This window comes from Pantoea anthophila, assembly GCF_006494375.1.
Lineage (GTDB): Bacteria > Pseudomonadota > Gammaproteobacteria > Enterobacterales > Enterobacteriaceae > Pantoea > Pantoea anthophila.
In genome coordinates this window covers 141,117-156,621 of the sequence record NZ_VHIZ01000038.1, presented here as the reverse complement: position 1 = coordinate 156,621, position 15,505 = coordinate 141,117, and the positions used below count along the sequence as shown (strand labels likewise).

At 56.1% G+C, this 15,505-nt stretch carries 13 protein-coding genes; 10 read left to right on the top strand and 3 right to left on the bottom strand.

Features of this window, described 5'->3' with window-relative positions; all coding sequences use genetic code 11:
• The first annotated feature begins 235 nt into the window (after positions 1–235).
• The gene (locus FJW00_RS09690; RefSeq protein ID WP_140923876.1) at positions 236–4,186 is read left to right on the top strand and encodes a S6 family peptidase; all 3,951 of its coding nucleotides are present in this window, start codon (positions 236–238) and stop codon (positions 4,184–4,186) included.
• An 80-nt stretch (positions 4,187–4,266) separates the two neighbouring features.
• Here FJW00_RS09690 and FJW00_RS09685 read toward each other — a convergent pair whose 3' ends face one another.
• The 3 genes from FJW00_RS09685 to FJW00_RS09675 all read right to left on the bottom strand — a co-directional run bounded on the left by FJW00_RS09685 (position 4,267) and on the right by FJW00_RS09675 (position 5,811).
• The gene (locus tag FJW00_RS09685; RefSeq protein ID WP_009093180.1) at positions 4,267–4,470 is read right to left on the bottom strand and encodes an Hha/YmoA family nucleoid-associated regulatory protein; all 204 of its coding nucleotides are present in this window, start codon (positions 4,468–4,470) and stop codon (positions 4,267–4,269) included.
• The gene (locus FJW00_RS09680) at positions 4,463–4,900 is read right to left on the bottom strand and encodes a PACE efflux transporter (RefSeq protein WP_058957522.1); all 438 of its coding nucleotides are present in this window, start codon (positions 4,898–4,900) and stop codon (positions 4,463–4,465) included. The genes FJW00_RS09685 and FJW00_RS09680 overlap by 8 nt, the downstream gene beginning before the upstream one ends.
• A 308-nt stretch (positions 4,901–5,208) precedes the next feature.
• The gene (locus tag FJW00_RS09675; RefSeq protein ID WP_058957521.1) at positions 5,209–5,811 is read right to left on the bottom strand and encodes a YceI family protein; all 603 of its coding nucleotides are present in this window, start codon (positions 5,809–5,811) and stop codon (positions 5,209–5,211) included.
• 205 nt (positions 5,812–6,016) lie between these two features.
• On the opposite strand from FJW00_RS09675, the gene FJW00_RS09670 reads away from it, so the two are divergent.
• From FJW00_RS09670 to FJW00_RS09630, 9 genes are all read left to right on the top strand, one after another.
• On the top strand, positions 6,017–6,220 hold the full coding sequence (locus tag FJW00_RS09670; protein WP_140923874.1) for a hypothetical protein: 204 nt from the start codon (positions 6,017–6,019) through the stop codon (positions 6,218–6,220).
• Positions 6,221–6,471: 251 nt separating this feature from the next.
• Complete coding sequence (arnB, locus tag FJW00_RS09665; protein WP_140923872.1) at positions 6,472–7,608, top strand: UDP-4-amino-4-deoxy-L-arabinose aminotransferase; 1,137 nt, start codon at positions 6,472–6,474, stop codon at positions 7,606–7,608.
• Position 7,609: 1 nt separating this feature from the next.
• Complete coding sequence (gene arnC / locus FJW00_RS09660) at positions 7,610–8,593, top strand: undecaprenyl-phosphate 4-deoxy-4-formamido-L-arabinose transferase (protein ID WP_140923870.1); 984 nt, start codon at positions 7,610–7,612, stop codon at positions 8,591–8,593.
• A complete protein-coding gene (arnA, locus tag FJW00_RS09655; protein ID WP_140923868.1) occupies positions 8,590–10,569 on the top strand; it encodes a bifunctional UDP-4-amino-4-deoxy-L-arabinose formyltransferase/UDP-glucuronic acid oxidase ArnA in 1,980 nt (659 codons plus the stop codon). Before arnC ends, arnA begins: the two co-directional genes overlap by 4 nt.
• Entirely contained in the window at positions 10,569–11,471 is a 903-nt protein-coding gene (gene arnD, locus FJW00_RS09650) for a 4-deoxy-4-formamido-L-arabinose-phosphoundecaprenol deformylase (protein WP_140923866.1), read from the top strand. The genes arnA and arnD overlap by 1 nt, the downstream gene beginning before the upstream one ends.
• Positions 11,471–13,138 carry a lipid IV(A) 4-amino-4-deoxy-L-arabinosyltransferase gene (gene arnT, locus FJW00_RS09645; protein WP_140923864.1) on the top strand — a complete coding sequence of 556 codons (1,668 nt, stop codon included), beginning with the start codon at positions 11,471–11,473 and terminating at the stop codon, positions 13,136–13,138. The genes arnD and arnT overlap by 1 nt, the downstream gene beginning before the upstream one ends.
• Positions 13,138–13,458 (top strand): 4-amino-4-deoxy-L-arabinose-phosphoundecaprenol flippase subunit ArnE, encoded by a 321-nt coding sequence (gene arnE / locus FJW00_RS09640; protein WP_009093166.1) that lies wholly within the window; start codon positions 13,138–13,140, stop codon positions 13,456–13,458. The genes arnT and arnE overlap by 1 nt, the downstream gene beginning before the upstream one ends.
• On the top strand, positions 13,455–13,820 hold the full coding sequence (gene arnF, locus FJW00_RS09635; protein WP_140923862.1) for a 4-amino-4-deoxy-L-arabinose-phosphoundecaprenol flippase subunit ArnF: 366 nt from the start codon (positions 13,455–13,457) through the stop codon (positions 13,818–13,820). The genes arnE and arnF overlap by 4 nt, the downstream gene beginning before the upstream one ends.
• Positions 13,821–13,969: 149 nt before the next feature.
• Entirely contained in the window at positions 13,970–15,499 is a 1,530-nt protein-coding gene (locus FJW00_RS09630) for a Fic family protein (protein WP_140923859.1), read from the top strand.
• The last annotated feature ends 6 nt before the right edge of the window (positions 15,500–15,505 follow it).

The following is a 15,505-nucleotide window of genomic DNA, read 5'->3' as shown; positions in this document are numbered from 1 at the left end:
ATTCTGTTCAATAGCTTATCGATGTCCTGCTGGTGTATGGCCTGTTTTTTTTGATGCTGGTCAATATCAGTGCCTGTTGTGGATTCAGGGAAGGATTTGCCAGGTGATACTATTTGTTAGATTAAAACCTTCTCGCAAATAATAATGGCCGCATGAGGATATTCTATTGATATATTTCGGGCGCGCGGCGCTATGCTGCACCTTTTTTAACTGCACTGCTTCGTATGCTGGTATTATGCTTAATGATATCGACGTGCAGACCTATCGGGATTTTGCCGAAAACCTGGGTAACTATAATGCCGGTGCAACGAATGTTCCGGTTTATAAAAAAGAGGGATCACTTTCTGACTATCTTCGTTTTCCTGTTCCCGATTTTGGCGGAGTCTCTTCGTCAGGTTATGCGACGCTCGTCTCGCCTTCCTATGTGCTGAGTGTTAAGCACAATACCGGTTATAAAACGGTGGAGTTTGGCAACGGGGCCGGATACGCCACCGCTTACCGTCTTATCAATCGCAATGATCTCAGCACGCAGGATTTCCATGCGCCACGCCTTGATAAGGTCGTCACTGAAGCCGCCCCCTATTCTTATGTCTCCAAAGCGGACTTTCTGTCTGACTATAAATCACGTTATGCCTGGTATACGCGGGCAGGAACAGGAACACAGGAGCAAATTAATGATGAGCAGACGACGCGGGTACGCCTGACAGGAGCCTATAACTGGAAATCAGGGGGCACCATCAGTGCGGCGAACGTGCGCGACATTTCCAATAATAGCTATCTGCGCTACTACAATCTTGGGCCTGACGATGCAGATACCACACCCCTGTCAATCGGAGCTAATGCCGGAGACAGCGGCAGTCCGGTTTTTGCCTGGGACGACATCGGGCAGCAATGGAAACTGGTTGCGGTGCACGTCGGCTATGACGCTGACAGCGGTCTCTACCGCAAGCGCGCCGTCGCAGGTTACATCCCCGGTGATTTTGTCGCTTCAGTAGAGGCAGCCAATACCTCGCCGGACGTTGTTGATCGCGCCGGAAATGGCACGGTTTTATGGAACGACGATGCAATAAAACAGGATGGCGTTTCATGGTCCTGGTCGGGGCTGACCTCAGCCTATGCGTCCGTCGCCCCTGCTAAAGCCTCCACATCTGAACTGGATGCCACGAAAGATCTTCGTTTTAACGGAGAGGGTGGGCTGATCACATTAAGCACACCGATTAACATGGGCGCGGGAAAACTCCAGTTTTCCAGTGATTACACCCTGACTTCAGCCAGCGGCGTGAACGCAACCTGGGCAGGGGGTGGGGTTGAGATAGACGCCGGCAAAAAAGTTGTCTGGCAGGTTAACGGGTTAGCCAGCGATGCGCTGCATAAAATTGGCGCGGGCACGCTCCACGTGAAGGCTGAAGGCGTGAATGCGGGCTCACTGAATGTGGGCGACGGCAGCGTTATATTGGATCAGCAGGCTGATACTTCAGGTAACCAACAGGCCTTTTCCGCCGTGACGTTAGTCAGTGGCCGGCCAACTGTCGTGTTAAACGATGAGCATCAGGTCGCGACTGACCAGATTTTCTTTGGCTATCGCGGTGGTCGTTTAGATTTAAATGGCAATGCGTTGACCTTCAAAAAAATTAATCATACGGATGGTGGGGCTAAACTGGTCAACCACAGTGATACCACGGCGACGCTCAACATTACGGGCAGTACCGCCGCCGACGTCCCTTTCTACACCTTCAGCAGCAGGACTCCTGAAGGAACGCCAGGTAACATTTATGTTTATAACAATCCCTATACGAAGGAGACCGAATATTTTCAGTTAAATACTGCCTCATACTGGTACTTCCCTACCGATAAATCGTCGACGAAAACCTGGACTTATCTTGGTACCGACGCAAATGAAGCTATCAATCACCGTCTGACGCAACTTAACGTTCAGGCTTTTCGCGGTTTTCTTGGTGAGACACGGGAAAATATCCTGAATGGCGCGATGAACGTTAACATCCAGCCGCGCAACGCGACGGCCATTACTGCCCTGACCGGTGGAATGAATCTGAATGGCGATCTGAATGTGGATAATGGCACGCTGATTCTGTCGGGACAGCCCGTGGCGCATGCTGGAGGAGTGGTGATTGATGACGACTGGCGCACCTCACTTTTCAGCGCCAGGCAGATTAAGGTGGGTGCGGGGGCTTTTTTCCAGGCGGGAGAGTACGCTGGCGTCAAAGCGAATTTTGTTGCTGCTGAGTCAGCCACGCTCTCATTTGGCTACAATGACAGCCCGCTGACAGGGGAGAAGAGCTGGCGTTGTTATGCTCCCATTTACGCCGATGAGACTCGCTGCAGTCAGCCTGTACGCAGTGCAGAGACGCTGGCGCGGCTGCCTGCCAGTGAGGTTGAAGGTGATGTCCGGCTGGCAGACCATGCGTCGCTCTATCTGGGTAAAGTAGATTATCAGGGTGCGGTGACATCATCCGGCAGCAGCCAGATGACCCTGGCGTCAGACGCAAACTGGAGTATGACCAGCCACAGTAACGTCACATCGCTCCGGGCACAGCGTGGCGCTTCGCTTTCGATGGTGCCAGCGGGTAGCTGGCGTCCCAAAACGCTGAGCGTTGATACCCTGGACGCAACCGGGCTGAAGCTGCTGCTGGGCGCTAAACCCTCTACAAGTGAAAACGATCGGCTGATGGTTAAAAACGCTGTCAGCGGAGGCGATAATCTGCTGGACGTGAGCCTGTTACTGGGCAACGAAGGGCAGGCCACCTTATCTCAGGATCTGGTGATGGTGGATGCCCCTGCTGGCACGTCACACAGATACTTCTCCTTTGCTGACAGTTACAGCGGATTCAGTGTTTACACGCCGAATTATGAGGTGAAAGACAATAACAATCGCGTGCTATGGGTGCTTGAAAGCCGTAAAACGGCAGAACCAGAACCAGAACCAGAACCAGAACCCGATGCCACGCCGGAGCCGCCCCCTGTACCGGATATCGCGCCAGAGCCCGCGCCGGTGACAGATGTCACGCCGGCACCAGAGCCGATGCCTCTGCCGGATGTTACCCCGGTTCCGGAACCCGCACCTGTATCAGACGTCATCCCTGTTGCAGACGTAACGCCAGAGCCCACCCCGGTAACGGATGTGACCTCTGACCCCGAGGTTCCAGCAGAGCAGCCAGCCGCTGCTGAAAAAGAGAAAGCAAAGCCTGAAGCGCAAGCAGAGGCGCAGGCTACAGCAGAAGCCGAAAAGGACACCCAAAAAACCGCGTTCAATACGGATGAGTGGTTCACGGTTTATGACAACCAGCCACTGATTCAGCAAACCCGCGCTTTGATGGCCGCGCGGCAATATATTGTCAGTGAGGCTGTCAGCCAGCTGCACAGCCGGACAGAGAGTCTGCGCGCCTCTCCGGATCGCAGCGGAACCTGGGCCACTATTGAGCAATCACAAGGGCATTTCCTGGGCCTGAAGAGTCATCAGCAGACGCTGAATGTCGGCTGGGACAGGCGCGGCGGTGCGCACACGGCAGGCGTCAGTGCCAGCTACACCCTGGGTGAGGTGAAAGGAGGGGGACAGGAGAAACACCGTCTGGCCACATTAGGTGCCTATTATGCCTGGCAGCGTGATGGCGGATGGTTCGCGGATGCCGCCAGCCGCTATATGTTTCTGACTCAGGAAATAAGCCTCGATCCTGCATTACGCATCCCGGGGGTGAAAAAGAAGAGTCACATAGTGGCGGGGAGTCTGCGCACCGGCTATCAGTTTCGTCTGGCCGACGACACGATCTCTGTTGCGCCTTTTGTCGGCGTCAGCGCCGGTATCCTGTCTGGCTATAGCCTTAAGGGGGAAGATGCGACAGTCTCATTAAGTTCAGCCACGCCCTGCTTCACCACCAGTGGGGTGATGGTGCAGAAACGCGGCCTGGGGACTTTACTGCCAAAGGTTAATCTCAGTGCCAGCCTCTCTTATCAAGCTTCACCGGGAAAAAAGGGCTCCACGACCACGCTCTCCGATCGCCAGTCTGACCGGCGCTACAGCGCCTGGTCTGATGACCGTTACCGCAGCAGTATCGGGCTGGAGGGCGAAATTCTCCCTGACCTTTCTGTGAATGCAAAAGTCGATAGCAGTTTTGGGGGCGTCTTTAATACGGATTACAGCGGGCTGATCGGGTTGTCATACCATTTCTGATCGCGCACGGTTTCCTGCTCGCCGGGCATCACGTCATGACCGGATGACGCGATGCCCGGTCTGCAGATTATCTGACCGGATCAGCAGACCAGTCGCCAGACATCTGCAGGTACTTCAGTGAAGGTCTCATTCATTATCAGCTCGGCTTTGCGATGATCGTAGGCACCTTCAAAGGAAGAGAGATCGTCATAAGGCAGTTTTTTACGCATATAGCTTGTCACGATATCCAGGATATCCCTGGAGGGGCAGTTTCTTAACTTTTCCAGATAATAGACTTTATTCATAATGTTTTTGCAATTCTCTTCCATAATCCCATAGCAGATTGAACAGACAGGTATAAACCAGAAAGAACAGCACCAGACCGCATTCAAGCTTCAACGCTGAAAGCAGCGAGATATCCAGCCACCATGCGGCAAAGGGGATTAATACCACTAACAACCCCGCTTCAAATAACAGGGCGTGAAGGCATCTTATCCGCCAGCTTTTTTTCATGCCTTTTCGCAACAGGAACTGGTCAAACAACAGGTTAAATAGATAGTTCCATCCCATCGCCAGTGCTGATGAAGCTACCGTCAACAGTGCCGACTGCGCAGGCGCCGCGGAGGCGCAGATCATCAGAATGATGAACACCAGACAATTGGCGACCACCTCAAAGACGATGGCATGCAGCACTCTTTCTGTTGTCGTGCGCATCGGGGATAAAGCGTGTTCCAAACCAGATTCTCATAATGTCGTCAGTACGCAGATCTGCCCTGGCGTGCCGTAATATCCGTCGGGCCCGCCCCGTTGCGATCTTTCTGCCTGCCTGTTAATTGACTGATGCAGGCTGTCCGGTTCTCTCTGAACACGCAGTTCATAAACGTTAAGCCGCACCAGAAGCAATATTAACGCCACCCCGAAGTCATAAAAGATTAAAGCTGCGAAAACCGCATATATAGTTTTTTATTTTAGTATTCAGGTTGACTATAGTTTTTTAGCCTGACCTGAGCGTTTATCTTGCGAGTCAGGTTAAGGGACAACCCTTATCGGGACGATATTAACGGTGAGGACAGCGGCCGCTTCACTTCCGCCGCAATCGTCAGTGCAATGTTGACGCGATCATCCACCACGCCGACCAGCCGATCCACCCGGAATGCCGTGCGGGAAATCGCGGTCGAGGCATGCAGGGCCAGCGAATCTGAGGCGGGGTCAAAGGCCTGTCCGCTGTCGAGCGTGGCCAGCATCACCACTGGCCGGCTGACATCTTTGACCGTTAACAACCCGAAAATCCGGTAATCAGCGCCCCCCATTGAGGCAACGCGGCTGCTGACGAAGTGAATCTGCGGATAATGCTCTGCATCGAAAAACAGATCGCTTTTCAGTTGCCAGGTTAACAGCCTGTTTGAGGCCACCAGCGTCGCGACCGGAATGGTGACGTCAATATGGTCATCACGCTCTTCATCGCGATTAAGCGTCACCGTGCCGGTCACGCCCTGCAGTGTGGCCTGAGAAAAGTCATGACCAAAGGCACGCCATGAAAGGCCGATCGACGTTTTCTCAGGCGCGATGGTATAGGTGACGGGGGCGGCGTAAAGCGCCGGGCTGAACAAGGCGAGCAGAGCGTATAAGCAGGCGACACGGTTCATCACTATTTTCTCATTCTGAGCGGGCTCAAACGCTGACGCCTGAAACCGCGATTTTATTGACTTTGTAACACTGTTTTACCTTTCTGTCGTGACGTATGTGACAAATATTAACGTGCTGTCATCTGAGATTCACGAAACGTTAACGGTGGCCGTCGTCTCAGCGCAAAAATAACGGGAAATATTAAGAATACATTAAGGCGGGAATATGGAATCTGACGTTTACCGGGATTGTAAGAGGGCGGTGATTAATCATCTGCGTTCTTCAGTAAGCTATTTTTATCTGAGAGGCCCCCTGACCGGACATAATGTAAAGCCGATCATTCAGCGGCAGATTCCGTTGTTTTATAAACAAATCATCAATCAATCAAAAAGAAGTCTGCCCGGAGGCGATATTAATGCATATCAGTGAACTTTTTCAGAAATGACCAAATGAACCCTGCATTAAATTATTGTTATTCATTCCCTTCATTTAATGTTCAGTTAACTTTCGTGCGCTAGTTTGTATTACCCGTCCGGCAACCCCTATTCCAGAAATGGACGCCTGGGGTAAATAACATCCCTGCCGGCGGATGATAAATCGCTATTTAAGTTCTGTTTCCGGCGTTGTGCCTGATTAATTTCGCGCGATCGCTTATGGGTTTGATCTGCAGGAGTTTTAGCATGGATTTTTTGCCTTTTTCCCGTCCCTCATTGGGTGATGAAGAGCTGTCAGCCGTGAAAGCGGTCTTTGACTCGGGCTGGATCACAACCGGCGCTCAGTGCGCCGGACTGGAGCAGGCCTTTGTCCGGCTGACCGGCAACCTGCACGCGATTGCCGTCAGCTCTGCCACCGCCGGAATGCACGTCACGCTGATGGCAATGGGAATTGGGCCGGGTGATGAGGTGATTACGCCCTCCATGACCTGGGTTTCCACGCTGAATCTGATCACGCTGCTGGGCGCCACGCCGGTCATGATCGATGTGGACCCTGATACCCTGATGGTGACGCCGGAACAGATTACGCAGGCGATTACGCCCCGGACCCGCGCCATTATTCCGGTCCATTACGCTGGCGCACCGGTCGATCTTAACCCGATCTACCAGCTGGCTGAGCAGCATAACATTGCCATCATTGAAGATGCGGCACATGCGGCAGGCACGACCTATCACGGAAAGCCGATCGGGCACCGCGGCACGGCAATTTTTTCGTTTCACGCCATTAAAAATATTACCTGTGCGGAAGGTGGCCTGGTGGTAACCGATGACGCCGCGCTGGCCGATCGCATACGCAGCCTGAAGTTTCATGGTCTGGCCGTTGATGCTTTTGATCGCCAGACGCAGGGCCGACTGCCGCAGGCAGAAGTGATGATGCCCGGCTTTAAATACAATCTGCCCGACATCAGCGCAGCCATTGCGCTGGTGCAGTTACAGAAACTGCCCGGTTTTATTGCACGCCGCCGCGAGATTGCCGAACGCTATCTTGCCGCGCTGCGCGCACTGCCGTTCACGCCGCTGTCACTGCCCGCCTGGCCTCATCAGCATGCGTGGCATCTGTTTATTATCCGTATTGATGAACGCCAGTGTGGCCTGTCGCGTGATGCGTTTATGCAGGCGCTGAAGGCACGCAATATCGGCAGTGGCCTGCATTTCCGGGCCGCCCACACCCACAGATATTATCGCGAGCGCTATCCCGATTTACGTCTGCCCGCCAGTGAACGCAACAGCCAGCAGATGTGTTCGATTCCCCTGTTTCCCTCAATGACGGACCAGGATGTCGAGCGCGTCATTCAGGCGCTGCATGACATTGCCGGAGTCTGATATGGGCGAGAATAAACCGATCAACAGACTCTCCGTGGTTATCCCGGTCTACAACGAGCAGGAGAGCCTGCCGGAGCTGCTTCAGCGCACCGCTGCCGCCTGCGACACACTGCAGATGGACTATGAAATCCTGCTGGTCGATGACGGCAGCAGTGACCGTTCCGCCGGGCTGATTGAGGAGGCAGCTTCCGCAGCAGGCAGCCGGGTCATCGGTGTGCTGCTCAACCGCAATTACGGGCAGCACTCCGCCATCATGGCCGGTTTCAGTCAGGTGCGTGGCGATCTGATTATCACGCTCGATGCCGATCTGCAGAACCCGCCGGAGGAGATCCCGCGGCTGGTTGAGGCGGCGCGTCAGGGCTATGACGTGGTCGGCACGGTCCGGCAGCAGCGCCAGGACACCTGGTTCCGGCGTAAAGCCTCGCGCACGCTCAACCGGCTGATCCAGCGAGTGACTGGCAAAGCGATGGGGGATTACGGCTGCATGCTGCGCGCCTATCGTCGCCACATCGTTGAGGCGATGCTCAACTGCCACGAGCGCAGCACCTTTATTCCGATTCTGGCGAACACCTTTGCCCGTCACACCATCGAACTGCCGGTGATCCACGCTGAGCGGGCATTTGGCGACTCGAAATACAGCTTTATGCGCCTGATCAACCTGATGTACGACCTGGTGACCTGCCTGACCACCACCCCCCTGCGACTGCTCAGCGTTATCGGCAGCCTGATTGCACTCGCTGGCTTCGCTTTCTCGCTGGTGCTGATTGTTCTGCGCCTCTTCTTTGGTGCGGCCTGGGCGGGGGATGGCGTCTTTGTTCTGTTTGCCGTGCTGTTCATGTTTACGGGTGCCCAGTTTGTGGGCATGGGACTGCTCGGGGAGTACATCGGGCGCATTTATAACGACGTTCGGGCGCGTCCGCGCTATTTCGTTCAACGCATTGTTCAGGCTCCAGAAGAGCCATCAGTACAGGATACTCAATCATGAAGACCCTCGTTTTCGCCTATCACGATATGGGCTGTGTCGGCATCAATGCGCTGCTGAAGGCAGGCTATGAGATCACCGCCATTTTCACCCACAACGACGTGGCGACCGAAAATCCTTTTTTCGGCTCGGTTGCGCGTCTGGCGGCAGAGCATGGCATCCCGGTCTATGCGCCCGACGAGGCGAATCACCCGATCTGGCTGGATCGTATCCGCAGCATGGCGCCAGAGATGATTTTCTCCTTCTATTATCGCCATCTGCTCAGCGATGAGATCCTGCAATGCGCGCAAAAAGGGGCCTTTAACCTGCATGGTTCGCTGCTGCCAAAATACCGGGGGCGGGCACCCCTAAACTGGGCGCTGGTGAACGGTGAACGCGAAACGGGTGTCACCCTGCATCGCATGGTAAAGCGTGCCGATGCCGGTCATATTCTGGCGCAGCAGGCGGTGGCTATCGACGACCAGGACAATGCGCTGACCCTGCACCGTAAACTCATCAGTGTCGCAGAGCAGCTTCTGGGCGACGTTTTACCCCGCCTGCGTCAGGGTGAGGTCAGTGAGTGGCCCCAGGATGAGAGTCAGGCGACCCGTGTCGGCCGTCGCACCGCCGAAGATGGACGGATTGACTGGAACCAGCCTGCTCAGACGATCCACAATCTGGTCAGAGCGGTCACCGATCCCTGGCCTGGCGCCTTTGCCTTCGCCGGGTCGGTCCGCTTCATCGTCTGGAAGAGCCGGGTTCATCACGAGCCGCATCAGGCCAGACCGGGCACGGTAATCTCTAAGCAGCCGTTCCTGATTGCCTGTGGTGAGGGAGCGCTTGAAATCCAGACCGGGCAGTCCGAGCATGGCGTCTACATGAACGGCAGTCAGCTGGCGCAGAGTCTGGGCATGGTGCCTGGCGCGCTGCTCTATTCGCAGCCGCAGTCGGCGCTCCAGCGCCGCACCCGGGTGCTGATCCTCGGCGTTAACGGCTTTATCGGTAACCATCTTACCGAACGGCTGCTGGAGGATGCGCATTTCGAGGTGTATGGCCTGGATATCAGTTCCGATGCCATCAGCCGCTTCCTCGACCATCCGCGTTTCCACTTCGTCGAAGGGGACATCGCTATCCACTCCGAATGGATTGAGTATCACATCAAGAAATGTGACGTCATCCTGCCGCTGGTGGCGATCGCCACGCCGATTGAGTACACCCGCAATCCGCTGCGCGTGTTTGAGCTCGATTTTGAAGAAAACCTGAAAATCATTCGCGACTGTGTGAAGTATCAGAAGCGCATCATTTTCCCGTCCACCTCTGAGGTGTACGGCATGTGTACCGATGACAGCTTCGATGAAGATTGTTCCAACCTGGTGGTCGGGCCGATCAACAAACAGCGCTGGATCTATTCGGTCTCCAAGCAGCTGCTGGATCGGGTGATCTGGGCCTATGGCGAAAAAGAGGGACTGCGCTTTACCCTGTTCCGGCCGTTCAACTGGATGGGACCGCGTCTGGACAACCTCAATGCCGCGCGTATCGGCAGCTCCCGCGCCATTACCCAGCTGATCCTCAACCTGGTGGAAGGTTCGCCCATCAAGCTGATTGACGGCGGCAAACAGAAGCGCTGCTTTACCGATATCAAGGATGGCGTGGAGGCGCTGTTCCGCATCATCGAGAACAAACAGCAGAATTGTGATGGGCAGATCATCAATATCGGTAACCCGGACAACGAAGCCAGTATCAAAGAGCTGGCCGAGCAGCTGCTGTGCAGCTTTGAGCATCATCCGCTGCGCAGCCAGTTCCCGCCATTTGCCGGTTTCCGCGAAGTGGAGAGCAGCAGCTACTACGGAAAAGGGTATCAGGATGTGGAGCACCGCAAACCTGCTATCCGCAATGCGCGCCGCTTACTCGGCTGGACCCCAACCGTGACGATGGATGTCACCATCGACAACACGCTCGACTTCTTCCTGCGCACCATTGAGCAACAGGCTGATAAGTGATGAAGAAGATCGGTCTGCGGATTGACGTAGATACCTGGCGCGGCACGCAGCAGGGCGTGCCGGCGCTGCTGACGCTGTTCCGGCGTCATGCTGTGCGGGCCAGCTTTTTCTTCAGTGTGGGGCCGGACAACATGGGCCGCCATCTCTGGCGGCTGGTGAAACCGGCCTTTCTCCTGAAAATGGTGCGTTCCCGGGCCGCGTCGCTCTATGGCTGGGATATCCTGCTGGCCGGAACGGCGTGGCCAGGCAAGCAGATGGGGCGCCGTCTGCGGCACATTATTCAGGACGCCACCCGTCAGCATGAGGTGGGACTGCACGCCTGGGACCACTTTGCGTGGCAGACCTGGGCGGGCGTCTGGCCACAGGAAAAGCTGGCAGAGCAGATAGCGCGCGGCACCGACCTGCTGAGTGAGATCCTCGGCCATCCGGTCAGCTGCTCGGCCGTGGCCGGATGGCGCGCGGATGGCCGGGTGGTCGCCGCTAAACAGCCGTTCGGATTCACTTACAACAGCGACTGTCGCGGCAGCGGCCCGTTCCGGCCGGTGCTGCCAGACGGGCAGATTGGGACGGTGCAGATCCCGGTAACGCTGCCGACCTGGGATGAGGTGGTGGGGCGCGAGGTCAGCGCAGAGGGGTACAACGACTTCATTCTGACCCGAATGCTCGCTGCGAAAGAGGGGGCGGTCTACACCGTTCACGCCGAAGTAGAGGGGATCATCGGCTACCCGGACTTCGATCGCCTCCTGACCCTGGCCGCCGATAACGGCATTCAGTTCTGTCCGCTCAGTGAACTGCTGCCCGCCGATCTGACGACGCTGCCATTAGGCCGGGTGGTCAGAGGCGAAATTGCCGGACGGGAAGGGTGGCTGGGCTGCCAGAAACGGATGGAAGAGGCGAACTAGTGCGGATACGTAACCAGACAATATGGCTGCTGTTTTTCAGCTTTTTTATCCTCTATTACCTTGTCCCGCCAGTGTTCCGCGATCTCTGGCAGCCGGATGAAACCCGCTATGCGGAGATCAGCCGGGAGATGCTGGCAACCGGCAACTGGATCACGCCGCACTTTTTCGGCCTGCGCTATTTTGAAAAACCGATTGCGGGTTACTGGATTAACTCGCTGGGTCAGTGGCTGTTTGGCCACAATAATTTTGGCGTGCGGGCCGGCTCGATATTCTCCACTGCCCTGACCGCCGCCCTGATTTTCTGGCTCGGCAGGCGGATGTTTGCTTCCTCGCGAACCGCGATCACCGGCGCGATCATTTTCCTCAGCTCGCTGCTGGTCTATGGGGTCGGCACCTATGCGGTGCTCGATCCGATGCTGATGCTCTGGCTGGCGGCCGCCATGTGCAGCTTCTGGCTGGCGACAGAGGCCAGTGGGCGCGCCGGGCGCGTGGGCGGCTATCTGCTGCTGGGGCTGGCCTGCGGCATGGGATTCATGACCAAAGGCTTTCTGGCACTGGCGCTGCCGGTACTGACAATCCTGCCTTGGGCGATCTGGCGCAGGAGAGTGCCGGAGCTGCTCTGCTTCGGCCCACTGGCGCTGCTCTCTGCTGCGGCAATCAGCGCGCCCTGGGTGCTGGCCATTTATCATCAGGCTCCCGATTTCTGGCACTACTTCTTCTGGGTCGAGCATATCCAGCGCTTCGCAGAAGCGAATGCGCAGCACAAAGCCCCATTCTGGTATTACCTGCCGATTCTGTTGCTGGGCACGCTGCCGTGGCTGGCACTGTTGCCGGGGGCTCTGCTTACGGGCTGGCGTGAGCGTCATCAGCATCCCGGTGCGCTCTATCTGCTGAGCTGGACGGTGATGCCGCTGCTGTTTTTCAGTCTGGCTAAGGGCAAGCTTCCGACCTATATCCTGCCCTGTTTTGTTCCGCTGTCACTGCTGATGGCCCATTATGGCCTGAACGCTGCGCAGCGGGCAGGGCGCGCCCTGACGCTGAATGGCTGGCTGAACCTGATATTCGGTATCCTGACGCTGGCCGCCGTACTGCTGGTGCTGGCCCCCTGGAGTCTGACGCATCATCCGCTGTTCGCCACGCATGAGATGCTGAAGCTGGTGCTGGCGGCAGTGGCATTCCTCTGCTGGGGGCTGGTGGGGGCGTACAGCTGCCGTTCTTCCTCGCGTCGCTGGCTGGCGGCGGCACTTTGCCCGCTGGGCCTTGCGCTGGTTATCGGTGCGGCCATCCCCGATAAGATCCGCGATGCCAAACAGCCGCAGCGTTTTGTGGCGGTTATCAGTAAGCAACTGGCCACCAGCCGCTTTATCCTGGCTGATAACCCTGGCATCGCCTCTGCGGCCGCCTGGCACCTGCAGCGCAGCGATATCGGTTTCTATGACAGCAAGGGGGAACTGGAATATGGGCTCGGCTACCCGGATGCACAGTCCCGTTTTGTTTCTCGGGCAGATTTCGCCGGCTGGCTTGCCCCACATCGTCGCGAGGGGAGCGTGTCGCTGCTGTTGCTGATGGACTCGGTTCACAGCGATATCGATGAGGATGTGCCGGTGCCGGACGCCGTCTATCGTCAGGGCAGGCTGGTCTGCCTCTACTACAGCCAGACGAAGTAATGCTGCTGCTGATTATTCTGGTCAGTCTGCTCAGCTGCAGCGCACAGCTTTGCCAGAAGCAGGCGACGAGGGCGGTATCCCGCCGGACGCGCCTGAGCTGGATTGGCGTGAGCGTGCTACTGCTGGGCGTTGCGATGCTCCTCTGGCTATTGGTGCTGCAGCGGGTGCCGGTCAGCCAGGCCTACCCGATGCTGAGCCTTAACTTTATTTTTGTGGCGCTGGCCGGACGTCTCCTGTGGCGTGAACGGTTAACGCCGCGCCAGATAACCGGCACGCTGTTGGTGGTCACTGGCGTGGCGCTGATGGCGAGTCAGATATGAAAGGATATGGATGGGTTGCCTGCAGCGTGCTGCTGGTCTCGGCGGCGCAGCTGATGATGCGCTGGGCGATGCCGCAGTTGCCCGATGTCAGCAGCCTGACGTCACTGCCTGCTATCGGCATTCTGCCCGCCCTGCTGCTGGTGGCGGGGCTGGGCGCCTATGGCCTCTCCATGCTCTGCTGGATCAGTGCGCTGCGTCATTTCCCCCTGAACCGGGTCTATCCGCTGCTCAGCCTGAGTTACGTGCTGGTCTGGCTGGCTGCAGTTTCTCTGCCGGTATTTCATGAGGCGTTCAGCTGGCATAGTCTGGCGGGCGTGGTGATGATTGTTATCGGGATTTTGTGCATCGTGGTTAAGCCCTGAATAGGGTCTGCATTACTGTTTTCGCATCAACTCACTTTTTTATTCACGTTTTCGGGCAAAGATTAGCCGGGTCGGCGTAGCGAAATTATCGTTTTCGTGATAAAAATCCTTTCTGTTAGCGTTTTTGCGTGAAAAATAAAGGATTCAGTATGCTGGTCGGCTTTAGCGCATTGCGCGAACGTTATGCAATCAGACTGGCGCAGCCACTGCGTGTGAAATCAGCGATTGGAACGGTACGTTCTCACCATGACAGTCAGGGGCAGGTGGAAAATTACTATCCTCCTGGTTATCAGCCGGAGGATAACTTTGCCGGGCATTTTGCCTTTGGTCTCAAATATGAAGAGATCCACCTGGAGTTTTTTGCCCGCCTGTTTACGGTAATCGGGCCGGAACCTCTGGAGGCGTGGTGTCGTCAGGAGCCGTTCGGACAATATGCGCGTCGGGCAGGGTTTTTCTATGAGTGGCTGACCGGTAACCTGCTGCAGGTGCCCGATGTCACTAATGGCGGCTATATTGATGCGATTTCATCGAAAGCGTATCTGACCCGAACCACCGTGAAACGCAGCAGACGCTGGCGCATTAACGATAACCTGCCGGGATCGATCGATTTCTGCCCCCTGGTGCGCAGAACAGCTGCCGTTGAACAGGCGCTGGCGTTCGATCTCAATGCGGCCTTTTCAGATCTGGATAAGGCCTTTGGCGCAGATATTCTGATGCGCACCGCCAGCTGGCTGACATTTAAAGAGTCCCGTGCCAGTTTTCTGATCGAGAAAGAGTCGGACCAGGGCGATCGCATTCAGCGGTTTGCCCACGTTATCGCGCAGTATTGCGGTCAGCTGGACGATCCGCTCAGCGATGTCAGCCTGCACACAATACAGCAGGGCATTCTGGGGCAGGATGCACTGGGACTGGGTCTGCGACGCTCGCCGGTATTTGTCGGGCAGTCGACAATGCGTGAAGATATCGTCCACTATATTGCCCCTCACTATGATGATGTTCCTCGTTTCATGCAGGGGCTGAAAGCCTTCGAACAGGCGACGCACGGAGCCGCGCCGCTGGCCCGTGCCGCTGTTATTGCGTTTGGATTTGTCTATATCCATCCCATGCGCGATGGCAATGGTCGTATCCATCGCTTTTTAATTAATGACACGCTGATTCGTGACGGAGCGATACCGGATGGGGTCATCCTGCCCGTCTCGGCCACCATCACCAGCTCGATGGACTTTCGCGTCGGTTACGATCGCACGCTGGACGTGTTTTCTAAACGGCTTATGCGGCGTTATGCAGGCTGCTATCGGTTTGGTGAACTCAAAACCTATGAAGATGGCACGCAAAGTAACTTCATTTTCAGCGACTATGAGGATGCCCGCTTCGCCTGGCGTTATCCCGACCTAACCGAGCATGTGCTCTATACGTGCAGAGTGATAGAGCACACCGTTCGAACAGAAATGGCAGATGAAGCGCGCGTGTTAGTCATATTTCAGCGTGCGCAGCAGCGTCTGAAAGAGGTTGTGGAAATGCCCGATCAGGATGCAAGCCGGATTATTCGTTCGCTGAAGGAAAATGGCTGGCAGATCTCAGGCAAGCTTAAAAAAACGTTCCCGATGCTGGACGACGCGACGCTGTCCGGACGCATCGTGGAAGCGGTCAGATCGGCATTTGAGACACAGGCAGGCTGAATGCCC

Bases quoted from the DNA above. Each gene is read 5' to 3' on its own strand.
- FJW00_RS09690 (WP_140923876.1), top strand. From the start codon at position 236: ATGCTTAATGATATCGACGTGCAGACCTATCGGGATTTTGCCGAAAAC.
- FJW00_RS09685 (WP_009093180.1), bottom strand. From the start codon at position 4,470: ATGAATAAAGTCTATTATCTGGAAAAGTTAAGAAACTGCCCCTCCAGG.
- FJW00_RS09675 (WP_058957521.1), bottom strand. From the start codon at position 5,811: ATGAACCGTGTCGCCTGCTTATACGCTCTGCTCGCCTTGTTCAGCCCG.
- FJW00_RS09670 (WP_140923874.1), top strand. From the start codon at position 6,017: ATGGAATCTGACGTTTACCGGGATTGTAAGAGGGCGGTGATTAATCAT.
- arnB (WP_140923872.1), top strand. From the start codon at position 6,472: ATGGATTTTTTGCCTTTTTCCCGTCCCTCATTGGGTGATGAAGAGCTG.
- arnC (WP_140923870.1), top strand. From the start codon at position 7,610: ATGGGCGAGAATAAACCGATCAACAGACTCTCCGTGGTTATCCCGGTC.
- arnA (WP_140923868.1), top strand. From the start codon at position 8,590: ATGAAGACCCTCGTTTTCGCCTATCACGATATGGGCTGTGTCGGCATC.
- arnD (WP_140923866.1), top strand. From the start codon at position 10,569: ATGAAGAAGATCGGTCTGCGGATTGACGTAGATACCTGGCGCGGCACG.
- arnE (WP_009093166.1), top strand. From the start codon at position 13,138: ATGCTGCTGCTGATTATTCTGGTCAGTCTGCTCAGCTGCAGCGCACAG.
- arnF (WP_140923862.1), top strand. From the start codon at position 13,455: ATGAAAGGATATGGATGGGTTGCCTGCAGCGTGCTGCTGGTCTCGGCG.
- FJW00_RS09630 (WP_140923859.1), top strand. From the start codon at position 13,970: ATGCTGGTCGGCTTTAGCGCATTGCGCGAACGTTATGCAATCAGACTG.